The organism is Flavobacterium sp. 25HG05S-40 (genome assembly GCF_052654735.1).
This window is the reverse complement of record NZ_CP199750.1, coordinates 3,227,468-3,247,547: the sequence shown is the minus strand read 5'-3', so window position 1 is coordinate 3,247,547 and position 20,080 is coordinate 3,227,468. Positions and strand designations below refer to the sequence as shown.

Sequence of the window (20,080 nt, the reverse complement as noted above, 5' to 3'; positions counted from 1 at the left end):
TTATGTCGTTGCCAATTTATTTTATACCATTCCAATTGATTATAAATTTACTCTTTTGTTTTTTACTAATCTTTTCCTTTTTACATTGTTAAACTTTGAAATGTATCGTTTTACGAAACTAGAAAAGCAAAAAATTGTTTTGTTCATCTTACTTATTTCTGGCATAATCAACTGTACTTTTTCATTCTTGCTTGTCAAGCAGTTTCTATTGTTTGGTGCATTTTTAGCAAATACAATTGGAGTTTTATCTAACTATCTTTTAATGCGATTTTATATTTTTAAAAAGTACCGTTATGAAAGTTAGCATTGTCACCATAACTTATAACAGAGCTGATTTGATTGGAGAAACCATTCAAAGCGTGCTAAATCAAACTCATCAAGATTTTGAGCATATTATTGTTGATGATGGTTCTACGGATACTACCGAAGAAGTTGTGAAAAGCATTAATGACACTCGAATCAAGTATTTTAAACATAATCATATTGGGAATATCAGTAAACTGCTAAACATTGGATTACAACAAACAACTGGCGAAATTATTGCTATTTTAGATTCTGATGATTTATGGAAAAATAATAAATTACAAACCATTGTTTCCGTTTTTGTAAATAATAGCGAGGTAAAATTGATAACTCACAACATTAGTTATTTTGAAGATATAAACACCGTTGGAAATCCGTTCTATAAATTCGAACAAGATTTTTATGAAAATGCAATTGAAAAAGTTTTGAAGTTTAAAATACTTCCCTTTTCAGTTTTTGTTTTTAAAAAAGAAGCACTGCTAAAGAAAGAACCATTTAATGAAAAAGTGTTTGACTCGCATCAGGAGTTTTTGTTTGGAATTTCAGCGAAACACAAACTCTATTTTATTCATGAAGTACTTGCATTTATAAGAATTCACAAAGATAATACACATCAAAACCGAAAAGTTGTGATGGGTTTCTTTTTTAACTACTATAAACCTGTTTTGAATCTGTTTTTGAAAAAGGAGATTTCATTCTTCTTGTTGCTGCAAGGATGTTTTCTGAACACCAAAAATTTAATAAGCTACCTAATAAAGCGTAAATAATGAGCAATTCGGCACTACACAGGAATCCGGGATTAGACGTTTTGCGTTCTTTATGCTTATTTTTGGTCGTATTGCAACACTCATTTTTACTCACGGATGCGTTTTTCCCACAATTCAGGATGCTTTGGTTTGTGAGCCATGCTGCACTGGATTTGTTTTTTACTTTGAGCGGGTTTCTAATAGGAGGTATTATTGAAAAAAAATACCGGGAGAGCAACGCAATTTCTCTGAATGATATTTTTAGGTTCTACAAAAGAAGATGGTACAAAACGGTTCCGATGTACTTTCTAATAATTGCTATTTGCCTGCTTTTGTCACATTTTGATATTTATTATGCTAAAGATTTCTCGTGGAAGTTCTTAGTTTTTCTTCAAAATATAAGCATAGCCAATTTTAACTTTTTACCACATACCTATTCGCTTACCATAGAAGAATGGTTTTACATTTTGTTTCCATTGAGTTTATTGGGGATTTTAAAGCTAAAATTAAAGACTAATCCATTTTACCTCTTGCTGTTTTTATGGATTGTTATGGCGATAACTTATAGAGTTGTTAAACATTTAAACGGTGTTGAAAACTGGGACTCCGAAGTAAGAAAAACAATCCTCACTCGGATGGACGCCACTATTTATGGAGTAGTACTATACTTTATCCATCTAAATATTCCCGGTTTGATTAAGAAATATAGAGTTTTACTAGTAATGTTGGGCATTTTACTATATTCAATTTGTACGCTCATTTTAAAAAGTAATATATCGTTGTTTTATAATGATGTCATTTATTACACCATTATTACCTTTGTAATCAGCGCTATACTGCCATTTTTTATTTACTTTAGATTGCCCGTGTTTTTTGAAAAGATATTTACCAATCAAAGTTTGGCTTCTTATTCCATTTATTTAGTTCATTTACCTTTTGTATACATAATTTTTAGATATATCAAACCGCAAACCGCAATCGAATCTTTATTTTTGATACTTATTTTTATTATTCTAACCTATATTTTAGGAACTGGCTTTTATAAATTCATTGAGAGACCAATTATGAATTTAAGAGATAAAAACAATTAAGATGCTATTAAGAAGTTTCATAAAAAAATATAGAAGCAAAAAGTTTTATGCCCAATTTATTATTGAAGGCGACTTGTGCTTTGATATTGGTGCCAATGTGGGCAAAAAAAGCAAGTTGTTTTTATCTCTTGGTGCCAAAGTAATTGCTTTTGAACCCCAAAGTTCCTGCGATGAAAGCTTAAAAAAATTAAAGAACGAATATCCTTCCTTTACCTATTATCCTATAGCTGTTGGCGCTGAAAATGAAGAAAAAGAATTATTTTTAGCGAATCATAGTGAAGTGGCTACCCTTTCGACAGCATTTATCGACTACTTTAGTGGTGATGAAATCCAATGGACAGCAAAAGAAACGGTAATCGTAAAAAAACTAGAGACTTTAATTGATACCTATGGTTTACCCAATTATTGTAAAATCGATGTAGAAGGATATGAATTTGAGATTTTATCTCATTTGAAATGTAAAATTCCAATGCTGGAATTTGAATTCACCGGCGGATTTATAACTGAAACCATAAAAATCATTACCCTTTTAGACCAACGAAATGCCCGCTTTAATTATATTTTGAATGAACATTTGAAACTTCAGCTAAAAGAGTGGTGCACCGGCGAGGAAATGAAGAGTATCATTCAAAAACTCCCCATTAAAAGATTACACGGAAATATTTTTGTAAAAAGCTATGCCACTACCTAAAATCATCCTCTTCAACCCACGCAGTGCCAACGGCAAACACCGAATCCCCAATTCGATTCTGCAGGTCGGTGCGTCTGTTCACGGAAAGTATGAGTATGTTTTTGTAGATGGTAATCTGGAGAAAAATCCATGGCAGACGATTGAGGGTTATCTGAAAACCGGCGAATTTAAATACTTTGGTTCCACGGTCATGCCCGGACCACAATTGCATCAGGCAATCCCGTTCACCAAAAAAATAAAGGAGCAATTTCCCAAAACCATAACCATTTGGGGTGGCTATTTTGCGGCCAATCAATACAAAGTTTCCTTAGATTCAGGTGTGGTTGATTATGTTATCAATGGTCCGGGCGATGTGGCTTTCCCGTCATTAATTACGGCTTTGGAAGCAAATAAAAAAGAAGAAATCTTTTTCATTAAAAACCTCATTTATAAAAACGATAAAGGTGAAATCATCAAAACAGCTATCGAAGCTTTGCTTGATCAAGATACCTTGCCTAAGTTTCCGTATGAGTATTTGAATTCGTTTTATCCTGTGCAACAGTATTTGGCCAAAACCTTTATGGGCAATAAAACCTTGTCCTATCACTCGAGTATGGGCTGCCCGTTTTCGTGTTCGTTTTGCGCCGTGGTTCCGATTTACAATGCTAAATGGAAAGGGATGTCGGCTTCCCGAATTTATGAAGATGTGAAATATTTCAAAGACAATTACAGCATCGACGCCATCGAGTTTCACGATAATAATTTCTTCACGTCTAAAAAAAGAGTGTTAGAGTTTTCGGAACTCATCATGAATGACGACATTAGTTATTGGGGAGAAGGCCGCATAGATACCATCAATATGTATAGCGATGACGAGTTAAAGTTAATGCGGAAAGCCGGTTGCAAAATGATTTTTCTGGGCGCCGAAACCGGGAATGATGCTGTCTTAAAACAAATGAACAAAGGCGGAACACAAACCGGACAAATGATAAAGGATTTTGTACTCCGAATGAAAAAGGTGGACATTATTCCGGAATTATCTTTTGTATTGGGAATGCCCGCTCCAACCGAAAAAGAAGTCTATGATCAGATTTTGTGGGACATCAATTTTATCAAAGAAATCAAACAAATCAATCCCAATGCGGAGATTATCATCTACCTTTTTAGTCCTGTACCAACCGAAGGTTCTGAGTTGTACCAACAAATTCTGGATGCCGGATTTTCATTTCCAACGCAATTAGAGGATTGGATTTCGCCCAGTTGGGAAAATTTTGATTTGAGGAAAAATCCACTGACACCATGGCTGAAACCGTATATGATTGATACCATCAAAAATTTTGAAACCGTCTTGAACGGTTATTATCCTACTGTTTCGGATTTTAGGATTCGCGGGTTGAAGAAAACAATTTTACAGTTGGTTTCTAGTCTAAGATATAAAACTGGAATTTATCATTATCCCTACGAAATCAAAGCACTACATAAACTTTGGAAATACCGTCAGCCTGAAATCGAAGGATTTTACTCGGAATAAATCCCTATACCATGAGACTGTTCCTTAAAAAAATAACACATCCGTTTTTAAAACTTGGTTTACAATACTACTATTTCAAGCCAAGAAACTATTGCTATCAAGATATTTGCATCCAAGTCCATCCCGATGTTTTTCCGCCCCAAATGACTTTCAGCACCAAAATTCTTTTGGATTTTGTGAATACCATTGACTTGAAGGATAAAAAATTTCTTGAATTGGGCTGTGGTAGTGGCATCATTTCGCTTTTAGCTTCAAAGAAAGAAGCAAAAGTTACCGCTTCAGATATTAATCAAAAAGCTTTAGATTTTTTAGAAAAAAATGCGACCCAAAACCAATTAGAAGTTCAAACGGTGTTCTCTGATTTGTTTCAAAACCTAAACGGTCAAACATTTGATTGTATGGTTATCAATCCGCCGTATTATCCAAGAGAACCGAAGAATATTAAGGAACAAGCGTGGTTTTGTGGAGAAGACTTTAAGTTCTTTGAAAAGCTGTTTGTCCAGTTGCCTCACTTTTTGAAAGAAACACAATGCTTTATGATTTTGTCGCAAGACTGTGATTTGGAAAAAATAAAAGCCATCGCAACTAAAAATGCCATAGCTTTTGAACTTGTTTTAGAAAAAAAGGAATTGGTCGAAACCAATTATATCTTTAGAATAGTTTCTTCGTAGAATCACGCTGACGCAATTCTGTTTTAATGGTTGTTGTAGTAAACGTAAAAGTTTCTTCCGAACTTTCTAATTTGTCTATCAATAATTGCGCAGCAACTTCGCCTATTTCAGGTCCGTGTTGGCTTACTGTAGATAAACTTGGTGTCATTCGTCGCGACCAAACGCCATCAGCAAAACCAATAATAGACAAGTCTTGCGGAATTTTGTATCCGTTTTGTATTCCGAGTTTCATTCCGGTAACAGAGGCATGCTCGTCTAGTGCAAAAACGCCATCAGGTTTGTTTTTGATAAAAAAGCCACCGATTTTCGAATTGAATTCTTCATTATCATTCGTTAAAATTACCAGTTTTTCATCTACTTTGATGCCGTTGTTTTCAAGAGCTTTATAAAAACCTTGCGCTCGAAGTTTACCCACACTTAAATTATCAATAGCAGAAAGCAGGGCAATTTTTTTACAGCCAGTTTTTATTAAATGCTCAGTAGCATTGATTGCTGATTCAAAATCGTCCACAATAACCTTGTCACAATTCACTTCGTTGGCAATCCTGTCAAACATTACAATCGGAGTTCCTTCGTTTATAATACTGGTAAAATGATCAAACTTTTGTAGTTTTTGAGATTCTTCTGCTATCGAAAGGATAAAGCCGTCTATCGTTCCGTTGCTCAGCATTTCAAGAGCATTGATTTCTTTTTCCGAAGATTCGTTTGAAATACACGTAATCACTTTATAGCCCTTTTCATCCGCTACTTTTTCAATTCCGCTAAAGACTTTGGCGAAGAAAGAGTTGAGAATATTAGGGATAATAACACCAATAGTTTTGGTCTTTCTGTTTTTTAAGCTAAGTCCGATAACATTAGGCTTATAATTTTTTAGTTTGGCATATTCCTGAACACGTTGCTTGGTTGGTTCACTTATTTCCGGGCTTCCATTCAGTGCTTTGGAAACAGTAGAGACAGAAACACCCAACTCTTTTGCAATCTGTTTTAATGTGGCTTTCGATTTCATAGTAAAGTCGCTTAAGTTGTAAAAATAGTAAAATTTATACTCTATTAAGGTATCGAAAAAGTAAAGTTATCCGAAAAGTGTTAAAAACTTTATAGGTTTTAGAGCAAAGTGAAGCTGCTTTTTAGGAGGTTAAGTCCATTCATTAAAAGGATTTTAAGTCAAAAATTTTGGTTTGAGAAAATATTTAAAAGATGCTACTTGCTTTATTAATAAATAATTGTACTTTTGCACTCCCTTTATTGGGAATGGAATGTTTAATTAAAAAAAAATTATGGACGCATTAAGCTACAAGACACAATCTACAACCAAGGCCACTTCTGCTAAAGAATGGGTCATTGTGGATGCTGAAGGTCATAACTTAGGTCGCTTTGCTTCAAAGGTCGCTATGATCTTAAGAGGTAAATACAAGCCAAGTTACTCCCCTCACGTCGACTGTGGAGATAACGTAATCGTTATCAACGCAGAAAAAATCAACCTAACAGGTAACAAGTTGGATGACAAAACGTACATCAGACACACAGGTTATCCAGGAGGACAAAGAACTTTGACTGCAAAAGTTTTGCAATCAAAAAACCCTGCTTTGCTAATTGAAAAAGCGGTGAAAGGAATGTTACCTAAAAACAAATTAGGAGCAGAACTTTTCAGAAATTTAAATGTTGTTGTAGGAACTGAGCACAAACAAGGCGCGCAAAAACCTAAAACAGTTAACCTAAACGATCTTAAGTAATGGGAGTTATTCACAAAATCGGTAGAAGAAAATGTGCAGTAGCACGTGTTTACGTTTCTGAAGGAACAGGAAAAATTACCGTAAACAAAAGAGAATTTGCAACGTACTTCCCAACAGCTACTTTACAGTACAAAGTAATGCAACCTATGTCTATGACAAACAATGCAGAAAACTTTGACGTAAAAGTAAATGTATACGGAGGTGGTTCAACAGGTCAGGCAGAAGCCGTGAGAATGGCAATTGCAAGAGCTATGTGTGAAGTGGAAGCTGATAACAGAGCTATCCTTAAACCAGAAGGATTACTAACAAGAGATCCAAGAATGGTAGAACGTAAAAAATTCGGTCAGAAAAAAGCGAGAAAGAGATTCCAATTCTCGAAACGTTAATATTCGGGATATACCAGAATATATTTTCAGATTATTTTTTACAATTAAATTAGAATTTAAAACAAAGTTGTCGATATTCCTTCTAAAAAGGGAATTAGTTTAGCATCGAAATGCAGTCCAAAGTCTTAAAGCCAAAAAGTCTTAAAGCGAAAAAGGTGACGCATTGCTAATCAACGGAACGTAAACTATTACACAATGGCAAACAAAATTGAAGTTAAAGATTTATTAGAGGCAGGTGTTCACTTCGGACACATGACTCGTAAGTGGGATCCAAACATGGCTCCTTACATTTATATGGAACGTAATGGTATTCACATTATTAATCTATATAAAACAGCTGCAAAAATTGAAGAGGCTAACGAAGCCATGAAAAAAATTGCAGCATCTGGTAGAAAAATACTTTTCGTTGCTACCAAAAAACAAGCAAAAGATATCGTTGCTGAAAAAGCATTAGCGTGTAACATGCCTTACATCACTGAAAGATGGCCAGGTGGTATGTTAACTAACTTCGTTACTATCCGTAAAGCTGTTAAAAAAATGGCTACTATTGATAAAATGAAGAAAGACGGAACTTTCATGACCTTATCTAAAAAAGAAAGATTACAAGTAGATCGTCTTCGTGCTAAATTAGAAAAGAACTTAGGTTCTATTGCTGATATGTCAAGATTACCTGCTGCATTATTTGTTGTAGATATCAAAGCGGAACACATCGCCATAAAAGAAGCACAAAAATTAAACATTCCAGTTTTCGCAATGGTTGATACTAACTCTGATCCACGTGAAGTAGATTACGTTATCCCAGCCAATGATGATGCTTCAAAATCAATTGATAAAATTTTATCTTTAGTTACTGACGCTGTAAAAGACGGATTAGCTAACAGAACATCTGATGCTTCTGATAGTGCTCCTGAAGTTGATACAGAAGAAACTGTAGAAGAGGTTGCTGCTGTAGAAGCTGCTCCAGTTGCTGAGGCTCCGGCCGTAGAAGCTGAAGTTGCACCTGAAGTAGAAGCTACTGAAACTAAGACTGAAGAGTAAAACAACAATTACGAATTATGAATTAAGGATTACGAATTGTTGCAACTCGTAATTTGAAATTCGTAATTCGTAATTCATTTTAAAGAGATTTTTAAATTTAAAAAATAAAATAGTATGTCAACAATCACAATTACTGCTGCAGACGTAAACAAGTTAAGAACTATTACTGGTGCAGGAATGATGGACTGTAAAAAAGCTTTAGTTGAATCTGAAGGAGATTTCGATTTAGCAATTGAAAACCTTAGAAAAAAAGGTCAAAAAGTTGCTGCTAATCGTTCTGACAGAGAATCTACTGAAGGAGCTGCAATTGCAGTTGTTAATGCTGATAAAACATCAGGTGTTGTTATCACATTAAACTGCGAAACTGATTTCGTTGGAAAAAATGAAGGTTTCGTAAAATTAGCTACAGATTTAGCTAATCAAGCATTAAACTTTGATTCTAAAGAAGCATTTTTAGCTTCTGACTTTAACGGAATTACTGTAGCTGAAAAATTAATTGAGCAAACAGGTGTTATCGGAGAAAAAATTGAAGTTGCGTCTTTCGAAAGATTGACAGGTGCTTTTGTTGGTTCTTATATCCACGCTGGAAATAAAATCGCTACTTTGGTTGCTTTGTCTGCTAATGTAGACGGTGCTGAAGAAGCAGCAAGAAACGTAGCTATGCAAGCTGCTGCTATGAACCCAATCGCTTTAGACGAAGCTGGTGTTGATGCAGATACCATCGCTAAAGAAATCGAAATTGCTAAAGATATGTTACGTCAAGAAGGTAAACCGGAAGCAATGATTGAAAACATCGCTAAAGGTAAATTAGGTCGTTTCTTTAAAGACAATACTTTAGTAAACCAAGATTATATCAAAGATAGTTCTATGAGCGTTACCGCTTACATCAGAACTGTAGATGCAGGTTTGACTGTAACTGGTTTCAGAAGAGTTGCTTTAGGTTAAGACTTATATAGCACAAAATAGAAAACCCATCTCATTGAGATGGGTTTTTGTTTTTATAATCAGACCAAAATCTGCTTCAAACCTTCGGCTATGCTTCTCCATAGCAAATTGTAAAACGATTTTTCCGGAATGCGTTCCACTTCAATAGAAACATTTCTCAGTTTATCCTTGGTGTCTTTTTTGACAAAGATTTTCGAGACAAAAGTCAATAGCTTGTTTTTCTTTTTACGATTGTCTTTTTGATAGACGGTAAATTTCAAATCGTCGTATTCTACCTTAAATTCACCCGAATTTCTTTTGTCATTTCCCGTAAAATCAAAACGTAATTCATCAATAATGCCTTTTGTCGTTATATTCAAATAGGGTTTTGTAAACGGAATTATTTTCTCAGCGTCAAAATGGGTAAGCGTTCCAGTGATGTCAAATCCGTCACTGGCATCCAATACATTCAATTTCCAATTTACATGTAAAGGCGAAGTATTCATAAAGCGACAATCAATTTTTATCTCAAGATCAGGAAGCGTTGTCTTTTTAAAGCCGCTACAAATGTTAGTTGCCGTCAAATTGAAATGGCTAAAACGAAGTTTTCCGGAACCCAAATCAAAAGATTTTGCTTCTTCATATTCTAAAAGTGAGCGACTAATTTTGAGCGTATCTACTTTTAAATCAAAAGGCAAATCACGAAGCAACTTATTATACAAATGCTTTTTTGTCAAATCATCTGCGGGTTCTTTCGAGCGATAAATATTGGCTGATACCTCATTTAAACGGACGGAATTGCAATGAACAAAAAAGTCATCCTGCTGAAAACCCCAATCCATATTATCGAGTTTTATAGAAGGACAATTCAATGTATAAATATCTTTTTCGGTCTTCATTTTTGCCACATATTCTTGTCTGGAATGTGTGGGAATCATTTTGAAATCAGTTACTGCTAAATTGGATTTATTTACAATTATTTTCTTGGTCGAAATATGGTAAAATTCATTGGGAAGGTAGTAAAGACTGTCACAAGTAACCGAATAATCATGGAACTCAAACGGAATTTTTTCCTTTAGTAGTGCTTCACTGACCACAATACCATCAAGTTGGACGCTGATATTTTGCACACTCAGAACGGGTTTTTGAGTGGTGAAACTTATGATTTTTAAATCACCTTGTTGCACCGTGACGTCCGAAACCGTAATGATTTTTTCAAATGGCTTTACAACCGATTCCCGAATATTATCTCTTTTTTTCTTTTCATACAAAACAACTTTAGGCGCCTCAATAGTAATGCTTTGGGCTTTTATTTTGTCACTGAAAAGGAATGCCCACGTTTTAAAATTATGAATGGTAATGCCACGAATCTTTCCGTATAAACCCTGTTTATGAATAGTATCTTTTACAGCATGTTTAGGGACAAAAACTATTTCGTCCGCTATAATATTACTACTCCAAAATGAAACTTTGAGATTTTTATAAGTGATAACGTAAGCGGAATCATTTTTTTTATTAATAATTTTCGGCAGTTGAAATTGTATCCAAAGATTAAGACTAATGTTGATGATTATCGCCAATACAATGAATAAGCCCAATCCGATAAGTACTTTTTGATACCATTTCATTATAATTGGCTTAGCGTTAAAGAATTATAAATTTAAGCATATCTATAATGAAGTTTTTATATCATTTTGTGATTTATTTACAGAAGTCCACTTTTTTAAAAACCGTATCTTTGTCCCACAAACACAACTTTAATGAATACAAAAATTTTAATCATCGGTGCCTGTGGTCAAATTGGTACAGAACTTACCCAAAGACTAAGAAGCATTTATGGCAACGAAAATGTCATAGCTTCGGATATCAGAAAACTGAATAACGATATTGTCAACAACGGAATTTTTGAAGTAGTTAATGCTTTAGATTACAATCAGATTGAGCATTTAATTGAGCAGTATCAAATCACGGATGTGTATCTGATGGCTGCCTTACTATCGGCCACTGCTGAAAAAAATCCGGCATTTGCTTGGGATTTGAACATGAATTCGCTTTTTCATGTTTTAAATTTAGCGAAAGCCAAAAAGATTAAAAAGATATTCTGGCCTTCAAGTATTGCTGTTTTTGGACCCACAACTCCAAGAGATAATACACCACAATACACGATAATGGAACCCACAACCGTTTACGGAATCAGTAAGCAAACCGGTGAAAGATGGTGTGAATATTACCATAATATTTATGGAGTGGATGTACGAAGCATTCGTTATCCGGGATTGATCAGCTGGTCAACGGAACCTGGCGGAGGAACCACAGATTATGCCGTAGACATCTATCACAAAGCATTAAAAGACGGGAAGTATGAATGTTTCCTTTCAGAAAATACGGCGTTGCCCATGATGTATATGGATGATGCTATTCGCGCTACAGTCGAAATCATGCAGGCTCCAAATGATGCCATTAAAATACGTTCTTCGTATAATTTATCCGGAGTGAGCTTTACTCCAGCAGAAATTGCTCAGGAAATCAAAAAACGCATTCCCAACTTTACAATATCGTATAAACCCGATTTTCGCCAGAAAATTGCCGATAGTTGGCCAGCTTCTATTGATGATAGTAGCGCCCGAAAAGATTGGAATTGGAAACATAAATTTGATTTAGATTCTATGACCGACGAAATGTTAGAGAATTTAAAATAAAGTTAAAATCAAAACGCTATCCCAAAAAATCAGGATAGCGTTTCTCTAAACAAAAACAAAAACGTAATTATTATTGTACGATTGGGTCTCTTAACGATTCCAACACGGCTACGATATCGGTGTAAAGCTCTGTGTTAGCAGCAACACCATTCTGAACAGCAGCAGCACCTACATATCCAATAAATTTGTTATAGTCAGCATTCGTTGAAGTTCTTCCCATTCTGTTATTCACAGCCGGATTATGAGCCGCAACCATATCTAATCCTCTATAGGTATTAACCGCATTCGTTCCTCCTGTGTTAAACGAGAAAAAATCGGTTAAATTATCTACCAACACCGCTAGATTCGTAGTGTTACCTGCCCCAACTTCTGTTAAAAGTGGTGCAAAATGTGGGCTTAAATTCCCAGTGGTGTTAGATTGTACATCGGCAACAATAAGTCCAACAGTTGTGTTCACCACTTTGCGGTAACTTAAACGTCCTTGTTCAATCATTTGTCCTGCATTATCAGGATCTGCAACCATTGTGGTGCCACCCAATCTTTCATAGATGGATGCTTCTTGAGCCGGATCATCATTGTCGCTGCTACACGACGTAAATGTAAATGCTCCAAATACTAAGGCACATAGTGCCAATTTTGAATACTTTGTCATAGTTAATTATATTTAAGATTAATGAAAAATTCCTTGTACAAACTTGGTAAACTTATAGCGAGCACCGTCTTTTTTCATCACGGGGCAAACCTGCTTATTGGCTAGATTCGCAGGTAATAGAAAGCGCTGTGCCTTATAATTTCCGGTAGTCATCAACTGGTCGTATATTTTTTTGGAATCGGCAATTTGATTGTCATGAAAATAAACAACAACATTTCGCTTAACGATGATTTCACTTTTTACGCCAGGAATACGGTGCAGTTTTTCCTTGATGTCTAGAGCCGCTATCGAATCAAATGGTTTATCAAAATCTATTCGGCTTACTTGAATTGTGGCATTTTCAACCGGTTTAGCAGTAGCAATGTGATATACTAATATCACAAACATCAAAAGGAAAAATCCAAGGATGCTCAATACAATTACTCTTATTTTTTTTGTCACTTTCATGATAATAGGTTTTTGTTTGAAGGGATATACGGTAGAAAAATGGCTTTGGTTTTTTTAAAAGAGATTTTTTATATAAATGGAGTTATTTTTAAATCAAAAAGCGCTGTCTTTGACACGAAACAGCGCTTTTCTCTCTAAACAAAACTAACCAAACATCAAGTAGTTTAGGGTTCATACTAGTCAGTGATAATTCAAAGATTAGTTGTTTTGATGGAGCAAACAGGGTCACACCTACGCAGTAAAGGCTAAGTAAAATATCAGAAACAATAGCGCAACCATCGCAATGAAAGCTGTTGTTCCAAATAAGGTGTTAATCTTTTTGTTAATGTTCATGAGTTGTAGATTTTGGGTTCTCTGACTCATTTACGCAAAAAGAAAGGGGATGGTTTTTCGGAAAGTAAAATTTATTTTTTTTTGTTTTTCAGCGTTAGTATCAGCTGATCTTCAATCGGAGTTTTTATTTTAATAACATCATCTGAAATAGCATTCGGAACGGTCATCGAAAGAACATAATGTTTTATTTTCCAAGAGCCGTTATCCAAAATAAGCACTCCAGAGCCACGACAAATCTTCATTTGGGTATCGAGTAATTCGTCAAACCAAGCTAGGGTTTTATCTGAATTAAAATAGATGTTCCGTTCCATGCAAGTAAAGCTCCATGCTTTTCCTTTATCAAAATAGGGTTTGGCAAACGCTTGAAAGGCTGGTTTCGTCCAGTTTTCAGTGGCATCCGTTCCGATGAAAATAGCATCCTCTGTCATCAGGTCAAAGTACTTTTTATAATCAGCGTTGGCAGCAGCTTTGTGCCAGGCATCAAGAGTTGTATTGATTTCAGATTTTTGTTCGTTCTGAGCTACAACAGTGGTTAAAAAAAAAGAACATAAGACGGAAAGAAATATTTTTTTCATAAAACGGAATTTAAACATTACAGAAGTCATTCTAAAACTACGTAAATATACTCGTTAGTTTTTGTATTTTTATACAATAAATGGACAACAAAGTAATGAAGAGAGCAAAAGGGTATGGTTTTTTAGTAATCATTTTGGTGATGGGAATTTCCTTAACCAGCTGGTTTTGCGATAAGAAAAAGGACGTGGCTCTTACGCCTAAAAAGAAGGTGGAAAGTTTTGTACTTTCTTTTGATAGCACGCTCGTTAGTTCTTTTTATGCTAAATATCCGAAACTGATTTTGTACAAAAAGCAAGTAGTTTCGATGTATGAAAAAAACAGTTTCGATTTTGTCTGGTACGACAAAAAAGGCAGAAAAGAAACCGCGGACGTTATCTACAACAAAATCAACAATTTATATCAGGAGGGAATCCAAACAAAATTGCCCTACAAGGAAACGTTGGATCGTTTACTTCAAAAAAATGAAGCGAAACCGGATATTGACACCGAATTATTCCTGTCCAACTATTATTTCTTCTACGTCAATAAAACGCTTCAGGGCATTGACAGTACCAAAATGAAAGAATTGGAATGGTATTTACCTCGAAAGAAACAATCCTATGTAGGATATCTGGATTCTTTGTTAATTGACCCAAAACTAATTGACAGTAAGGAACAGCATATCGCCCAGTATTACAAACTCAAAACCGTTTTGCAAAAGTACCGCGACATAGAGCAAAAAGGAGGTTGGGATTCAATTGCCGTGCCTTCCGACTTTAAATCGATTAAACCTGGTGACAGCTCCACTGTGGTAGCCAAAATAAGAACGCGCTTGTTTCAAACGGGTGACATCGCAGAAGATTCCGGCCGACAACTTTATGGTTTTGCGCTACAACAGGCTGTGTTAAAATACAAAAAGCGCAACGGATTTACATTGGATAAAACGATTCTGCCAAAGCATATTAATGAAATGAATGTTCCGATTAGCGAGCGTATCAGAACGATTATGGTCAATATGGAACGCTGTCGTTGGGTTGCCACCGATTTAGGAAAAGCCAAAGAATTTATTGTGGTCAATATCCCATCTTACAGACTGAATTATTTCAAAGAAGGAAAAGTGGTCTTGACCTCAAAAGTGGTTGTTGGAACCACTATGAATAAAACGGTAATTTTTAGTGGCATGATGAGTCATATCGTTTTTAGTCCGTATTGGAATGTCACGCCGCACATCATCAAAACCGAAATTCTTCCTGCTATTAAAAAAGATAAAAACTATTTGGCCAATCACAATATGGAATGGAATAATGGCAACGTGAGACAAAAACCCGGACCTCGAAATTCTCTTGGATTGGTTAAGTTTCTCTTTCCTAATTCTAATAATATTTATTTACACGATACCCCGTCTAAAAGTTTGTTTACTTCAGAAAAACGGGCCTTTAGCCATGGTTGTATCCGTGTGGAAAAGCCAACCGAGTTAGCCAATCTGATTTTAGAAAGTGATCCTTATTGGACGCCGGAAAGAATAGAAAAAGCGATGCACAAAAAGAAAGAAACCTGGTGCACTCTAAAAGAGAAAATCCCAGTATACATTGGTTATTTCACTGCTTTTGTAGATGATGAGGGCGACATCAATTTTTACAAAGATATCTACGAGAAAGATGCGCAATTAGCCGCAATGCTCGTAGAAGAATTGTAATTAGTTCTTTTGAATGGCCTTTTGCAACTCTTTCAAATCGCTGGGTTTGAAATTCCCGGAAGAATTAGAGTAAGCTGAATACACTATTTCGCCAGTTTGTGAATTGGTTACTGTAATCCATTTATCTGTATTGGTTTTGATTAAAAGCAGATAATATAAAGGCGCTGTCGCGGATATAATTTTCTCGTTGAGTTCGGTAGTGCTCAAAAATTTACACGATAAAGTACTGTTTTCCATAAGTTCTTTTTCAGAGATTTTTTTGCTGTCATCAGCGGAGTTTTTAGCGAATTTAGTCAGTACATAATCCGGAATATAGAGGGTTTGAGAACTAAGTTGGTGTACTTCTTCTTTATTAAAAAATGTTGTTTTCGAAGTTAAGGCTGTTCCTTTTTCTAGTAACATGACTACTTGCTGGATATAATTGCCCACAATAGCACTGCTCCAATTCTTGAGATGCCCCGAAGCATCATAGTCCATTTTGTAGAGACTGCTTGGATTATTTTGCGTAGTAAAATCAGGAAAAAGGGCAACAGTAGCTATAATTATTTTATCATCCTGATTAAAATGTTTTCGTTTCTTAGGGTCGTAAACAAATTTGCCGTTGGTGGTCCAAAACTCAAGATAAAAATTAGTTTCCGTAACCGAACTACTGTTGGAACTAGTCATCTTGGCACCAATAGTAACAAAGGAATTGTTTGGGGCAATGTTTTTCTCCACATCGCTATATTTTATGAAGGATACTTTTGATAAAGTCCAGCTTTTCTTGATAGCCTCTACATAAGCAGCAGCTTTGGGAGAATCAGGGTCTTTCATCGCAAAGAAAGTGGTACCCGTTTTAATTTTCTCGATTTCAGAGGTATTGCTGATAGCAATCTGACTAAAGGAATTTGTAGAAACAGAAGTTACAACAAGTAATTTCAGAATAAGGAACGTATGTCTCATATTTTGGGTTATTAGAGGGTCTTCAAACTTAGGAAAAAATACTGAATTCACTCAAATGCTATAACGTTTTGTAATAACTGTGTAACATAGTCGAAGCTGTTATCATCACCTTCGTGATACAATTTTAATACCTTAAAACTACTATTATGAATATGAAACGAACATTTGGAGCGATTTTGACCGTTTTGGGAATTGCAGGATTAATTTATGCCGCGGTTATCTTTGCATCTACTTCTGGTGCAGAAAGAGACATAAGAGGCTTAATTATTTATGGAATTTTGGGAGCGGTATTTTTCATCTCCGGAATAGGTTTGGTCAAAGCTACCAAAGATGAATCATAACTACTCATAAATAAAAAAGCCCAACTTTTAAAGTTGGGCTTTTTGTTTAAAGTATTGTAAAAGATTACCAGATCTTCACTCGTTTTTCAGGAGCAAGATATAAGGAATCTGTTGGTTTAATATTGAAAGCTTCATAGAACTCCGGAATATTACGCACTACGCCGTTGATTCGGAATTTGGCAGGCGAGTGTGGATCACCAGCAATTTGACTGCGAAGTGCTGCTTCACGTGTTTTTTCTCCCCAAACTTGTCCCCAACCTAAAAATACACGTTGCATACCAGTAAAACCGTCCATAACAGGCGCTTCTTTACCACCAAGACTTTCTTTATATGCTTTGATTGCGATACTCAATCCACCTAAATCACCAATATTTTCGCCAAGCGTAAAAGCACCATTAACGGTCAAATCAGGGAACGCTTTGAAACTGTTGTATTGAGCAACAAGGTTGTTTGTTTTGGCCTTGAATGCTGCTAAATCAGCATCAGTCCACCAGTTTTTTAAAACACCATCACCGTCAAAAGTACTGCCCTGATCGTCAAATCCGTGACCGATTTCGTGACCAATAACGGCTCCAATAGCACCATAATTTACAGCGTCATCCGCATTTAAATCAAAGAAAGGCGGTTGCAATATAGCGGCTGGAAATACAATCTCGTTAAACGATGGATTGTAATACGCATTTACCGTTTGAGGATTCATGCCCCATTCGGTTCGGTCTACAGGTTTTCCTAATTTGTCGAGATTTCTTTGGTATTCAAACGCCGTTGATCTTTGGGCGTTGCCGTACAAGTCGTTTTTGTCTATTTTTAAGGCAGAGTAGTCTCTCCATTTGTCAGGGTAACCAATTTTAATCATGAATTTATCTACTTTCTTAAGCGCTTCTTTTTTGGTAGCAGCACTCATCCAGTCTAATTTCTTGATGCTTTCGGAATAGGCTTTCAATAAATTCTTAACCATTAAGACCATACGCTCTTTGGCTTCCGGAGAAAAATGTTTTTCCACATATACCTTCCCTACCACTTCACCCAAACCACCATTAACCGTGTTTACGGCACGCTTCCAATCTTCTTCAGGTTGCTCCGTTCCGTTTAAGGTTTTGCTGTAAAACGCAAAGTTTTGATTGTCTAATTCAGTGGTCAACAACGAAGCCGATTTGTTAATCAGTCCCCATTTTAAATAGGTTTTCCAGGTATCAATAGGGGTATTTTTGATGATGTTGTTCAGGTTTTTCATGTACTCCACCTGTGTTACCACAATGCTTTTTTCCTTGTCAACACTGGCTTTAGTTAACATAGCAGTCCAATCAAAATCAGGGAGTAATGTTTTTAAATCGGCTGTAGCGTATTTGTTATACAACTTCATCATGTCGCGGGTATCTTCCTTTTTCATGTGTTGCGTTGCGATAGCAGTTTCTAAAGCCATGATTTTTGTAGCATTTTCTGCGGCATTTTCAACACCTCCTAACTGTAACATTTTTTCAACATGGGCCACATATTTTTTACGGATGTCGGCCATTTTAGCATCGGTCGAAGTGTAGTATTCTCTTTCAGGAAGACCTAATCCTCCTTGCCAAGTGATCAGAATGTTTTTTGTTGGATCTTTAAAATCGGTATAGACCGAAACATTAAACGGAATACTAATGCCCGTTCTGTTGGCAGTTCCAAAAAAGCTAGCCAAATCATTGTAATTGGCAATAGCATCAATAGCTTTCATTTCAGGTGCTATCGGGCTAATTCCTTTGGCATTTCTACCTTTTCTGTCCATGAAGGATGCATAGTAATCCCCAATTTTTTGTTCGTCTGAACCTTCAGCAGCATTAGATTTCGCAGCAGTTTCAATAATGGCTTTTACATCTTTTTGCGATTGGTCGTACAGCTTATCAAAAGCCCCATAAGAGGCTTTATCGGCTGGAATTTTCATCGTTTTCAACCAGGTTCCGTTGACATAGTTGGCAAAGTTATCTCCTGGTTTTACAGTGGTATCCATATTTTTCTTGTTGATACCCGAAGTAAGTTCTTCTTTTTTAGCACAGGAAACCATAAGGACGGCTGCCGCCAGAAGAGACATTTTAATATTTTTCATGAAGTGGTTTGGTTTGGTTAATCTGCCAAAGTTACTAAAATATACGATAGCAAATTAGTGTTACAAGATGGTTAGACATTAGGAGTAGGGGTTTGTTACAGGAAAATGCAGATTATTTGGCATTGCTGTCATGAGGAAGTTGTAGAGGCATCCATTTATCGAAAGGGGTAAACTTTCCACTAATGGTATAGTGAGTTACCCGATGGCGCGGACTTGCAGTCAAGGCCTTTCCTTTAACAGATATACACAAAAAATGTAGCAGACTTTGACTTACTTGCTTTACAGCACTAAGTTTATTAAGGAAAAAGTAAATTATATTTACAATAATCTTGTAAAGGATAAAATGGTAACTTTAGCTGAAGATTATTATTTTAGTGCTGCACGTAATTATGCTGGACTAGAAAGCGATATAGAAGTAGTGTTAGTTTATCTTTTTAAAAGGCAGGCACGGACTGCAAGTCCGCGCCATTTGGGTTGGAAGAATAATAAAAACATATGATAAATTCAAATATTCAAATTATTCCATTTAAAGAGGATTATCAGCGAGAAATTGAATTGCTACTTGATTCTATTAGTAAGGAGTTTTCAGAACCTATATCAACTATTAGTAAAGACAAAAGTCTTATTCTTCCTGACTCATATTTGGTAGCAGTAGCAGCAAACAAAGTAGTTGGTACAATAAGCATTACACGACTTGAAAATAGCAATTCTGTTTTAAGAAAAATGTTTCTGCATAAGAATTATCGTGGACAAGGGATTGCAGAATTACTTTTACAAAACATTGTAAATTGGGCTCTTGGTAATAACTTAAAAACAATTTACCTCGGTACTATGACACAATTTGTAACGGCACAAAAGTTTTATGAAAAGCACAATTTCAAAAAAATTAGTATAGAAGAGTTGCCAAAAGATTTTCCAATCAATCCAATAGATAGTATATTTTACAAACAAAATTTAATTCATCCCCGTTAAAGCAAGTCGCAAGCGTAGCGAGAAATTATAATAATCATTTGTATTCCACAAAGGCTGAAGATTTTGAGGGTCGGGGGTTACCCAGAAAACTAAACCTCCTTTTTAGCCCCGATAGGAGCTAGCTACCATGTAGCGCGGATAGCGGGAGGAGCGTTCTAAAAAATACAGGGAGTGGTGCTCCTAATTCCAATACACTTCTATAACCTTCTAAACTTTTAATCCCATAAACCTAATAAACATCATAAACCTTTTATATATTTGTTTGTT

20 protein-coding genes are annotated in these 20,080 nt (G+C 35.7%); 13 read left to right on the top strand and 7 right to left on the bottom strand.

Features of this window, described 5'->3' with window-relative positions; all coding sequences use genetic code 11:
• The first annotated feature begins 293 nt into the window (after nucleotides 1-293).
• The 5 genes from ACULEU_RS14200 to ACULEU_RS14180 are packed head-to-tail and all read left to right on the top strand — an operon-like array spanning nucleotide 294 to nucleotide 5,012.
• Nucleotides 294-1,070 (top strand): glycosyltransferase family 2 protein, encoded by a 777-nt coding sequence (locus ACULEU_RS14200; RefSeq protein WP_445453224.1) that lies wholly within the window; start codon nucleotides 294-296, stop codon nucleotides 1,068-1,070.
• Nucleotides 1,070-2,140 carry an acyltransferase family protein gene (locus ACULEU_RS14195; protein ID WP_445453223.1) on the top strand — a complete coding sequence of 357 codons (1,071 nt, stop codon included), beginning with the start codon at nucleotides 1,070-1,072 and terminating at the stop codon, nucleotides 2,138-2,140. Before ACULEU_RS14200 ends, ACULEU_RS14195 begins: the two co-directional genes overlap by 1 nt.
• A 1-nt stretch (nucleotide 2,141) precedes the next feature.
• Nucleotides 2,142-2,831, top strand: coding sequence for an FkbM family methyltransferase (locus ACULEU_RS14190; RefSeq protein WP_445453222.1), 690 nt, complete (start codon nucleotides 2,142-2,144; stop codon nucleotides 2,829-2,831).
• On the top strand, nucleotides 2,818-4,341 hold the full coding sequence (locus tag ACULEU_RS14185) for a B12-binding domain-containing radical SAM protein (protein ID WP_445453221.1): 1,524 nt from the start codon (nucleotides 2,818-2,820) through the stop codon (nucleotides 4,339-4,341). Before ACULEU_RS14190 ends, ACULEU_RS14185 begins: the two co-directional genes overlap by 14 nt.
• 11 nt (nucleotides 4,342-4,352) lie before the next feature.
• A complete protein-coding gene (locus tag ACULEU_RS14180; RefSeq protein ID WP_445453220.1) occupies nucleotides 4,353-5,012 on the top strand; it encodes a methyltransferase in 660 nt (219 codons plus the stop codon).
• Here the strand turns inward: ACULEU_RS14180 and ACULEU_RS14175 are convergent.
• The gene (locus ACULEU_RS14175; protein WP_445453219.1) at nucleotides 4,993-6,018 is read right to left on the bottom strand and encodes a LacI family DNA-binding transcriptional regulator; all 1,026 of its coding nucleotides are present in this window, start codon (nucleotides 6,016-6,018) and stop codon (nucleotides 4,993-4,995) included. The two genes, ACULEU_RS14180 and ACULEU_RS14175, sit on opposite strands and share 20 nt — an antisense overlap.
• 271 nt (nucleotides 6,019-6,289) lie before the next feature.
• Here ACULEU_RS14175 and rplM point away from each other — a divergent pair, with 271 nt between their 5' ends.
• From rplM to tsf, 4 genes are all read left to right on the top strand, one after another.
• Nucleotides 6,290-6,745, top strand: coding sequence for a 50S ribosomal protein L13 (rplM, locus tag ACULEU_RS14170; protein WP_445453218.1), 456 nt, complete (start codon nucleotides 6,290-6,292; stop codon nucleotides 6,743-6,745).
• Complete coding sequence (gene rpsI, locus ACULEU_RS14165; protein WP_445453217.1) at nucleotides 6,745-7,131, top strand: 30S ribosomal protein S9; 387 nt, start codon at nucleotides 6,745-6,747, stop codon at nucleotides 7,129-7,131. Before rplM ends, rpsI begins: the two co-directional genes overlap by 1 nt.
• 195 nt (nucleotides 7,132-7,326) lie before the next feature.
• On the top strand, nucleotides 7,327-8,169 hold the full coding sequence (gene rpsB, locus ACULEU_RS14160) for a 30S ribosomal protein S2 (protein ID WP_445453216.1): 843 nt from the start codon (nucleotides 7,327-7,329) through the stop codon (nucleotides 8,167-8,169).
• 114 nt (nucleotides 8,170-8,283) lie between these two features.
• Entirely contained in the window at nucleotides 8,284-9,114 is an 831-nt protein-coding gene (gene tsf, locus ACULEU_RS14155) for a translation elongation factor Ts (protein WP_445453215.1), read from the top strand.
• Nucleotides 9,115-9,173: 59 nt separating this feature from the next.
• Here the strand turns inward: tsf and ACULEU_RS14150 are convergent, their stop codons facing one another.
• Nucleotides 9,174-10,721, bottom strand: coding sequence for a hypothetical protein (locus tag ACULEU_RS14150; RefSeq protein ID WP_445453214.1), 1,548 nt, complete (start codon nucleotides 10,719-10,721; stop codon nucleotides 9,174-9,176).
• A gap of 132 nt (nucleotides 10,722-10,853) precedes the next feature.
• On the opposite strand from ACULEU_RS14150, the gene ACULEU_RS14145 reads away from it, so the two are divergent.
• Complete coding sequence (locus ACULEU_RS14145) at nucleotides 10,854-11,792, top strand: L-threonine 3-dehydrogenase (RefSeq protein WP_445453213.1); 939 nt, start codon at nucleotides 10,854-10,856, stop codon at nucleotides 11,790-11,792.
• Nucleotides 11,793-11,862: 70 nt separating this feature from the next.
• On the opposite strand, the gene ACULEU_RS14140 is transcribed toward ACULEU_RS14145, so the two are convergent.
• The 3 genes from ACULEU_RS14140 to ACULEU_RS14130 all read right to left on the bottom strand — a co-directional run bounded on the left by ACULEU_RS14140 (nucleotide 11,863) and on the right by ACULEU_RS14130 (nucleotide 13,799).
• Complete coding sequence (locus ACULEU_RS14140; protein ID WP_445453212.1) at nucleotides 11,863-12,444, bottom strand: hypothetical protein; 582 nt, start codon at nucleotides 12,442-12,444, stop codon at nucleotides 11,863-11,865.
• An 18-nt stretch (nucleotides 12,445-12,462) separates the two neighbouring features.
• Nucleotides 12,463-12,891, bottom strand: coding sequence for a hypothetical protein (locus tag ACULEU_RS14135; protein WP_445453211.1), 429 nt, complete (start codon nucleotides 12,889-12,891; stop codon nucleotides 12,463-12,465).
• Between the two features lie 404 nt (nucleotides 12,892-13,295).
• Complete coding sequence (locus ACULEU_RS14130; protein WP_445453210.1) at nucleotides 13,296-13,799, bottom strand: nuclear transport factor 2 family protein; 504 nt, start codon at nucleotides 13,797-13,799, stop codon at nucleotides 13,296-13,298.
• Between the two features lie 80 nt (nucleotides 13,800-13,879).
• On the opposite strand from ACULEU_RS14130, the gene ACULEU_RS14125 reads away from it, so the two are divergent.
• Complete coding sequence (locus ACULEU_RS14125; protein ID WP_445453209.1) at nucleotides 13,880-15,475, top strand: L,D-transpeptidase family protein; 1,596 nt, start codon at nucleotides 13,880-13,882, stop codon at nucleotides 15,473-15,475.
• On the opposite strand, the gene ACULEU_RS14120 is transcribed toward ACULEU_RS14125, so the two are convergent.
• Nucleotides 15,476-16,417 carry a hypothetical protein gene (locus ACULEU_RS14120; protein ID WP_445453208.1) on the bottom strand — a complete coding sequence of 314 codons (942 nt, stop codon included), beginning with the start codon at nucleotides 16,415-16,417 and terminating at the stop codon, nucleotides 15,476-15,478. It lies immediately after the preceding gene.
• 152 nt (nucleotides 16,418-16,569) lie between these two features.
• Between ACULEU_RS14120 and ACULEU_RS14115 the strand changes: the two genes are divergently transcribed.
• Nucleotides 16,570-16,758: a hypothetical protein gene (locus ACULEU_RS14115; RefSeq protein WP_445453207.1), complete on the top strand. Its 189-nt coding sequence runs from the start codon at nucleotides 16,570-16,572 to the stop codon at nucleotides 16,756-16,758.
• Nucleotides 16,759-16,822: 64 nt separating this feature from the next.
• Here the strand turns inward: ACULEU_RS14115 and ACULEU_RS14110 are convergent, their stop codons facing one another.
• A complete protein-coding gene (locus ACULEU_RS14110) occupies nucleotides 16,823-18,841 on the bottom strand; it encodes a M13 family metallopeptidase (protein WP_445453206.1) in 2,019 nt (672 codons plus the stop codon).
• 495 nt (nucleotides 18,842-19,336) lie between these two features.
• On the opposite strand from ACULEU_RS14110, the gene ACULEU_RS14105 reads away from it, so the two are divergent.
• Nucleotides 19,337-19,813, top strand: coding sequence for a GNAT family N-acetyltransferase (locus tag ACULEU_RS14105; RefSeq protein WP_445453205.1), 477 nt, complete (start codon nucleotides 19,337-19,339; stop codon nucleotides 19,811-19,813).
• Nucleotides 19,814-20,080 lie beyond the last annotated feature (267 nt).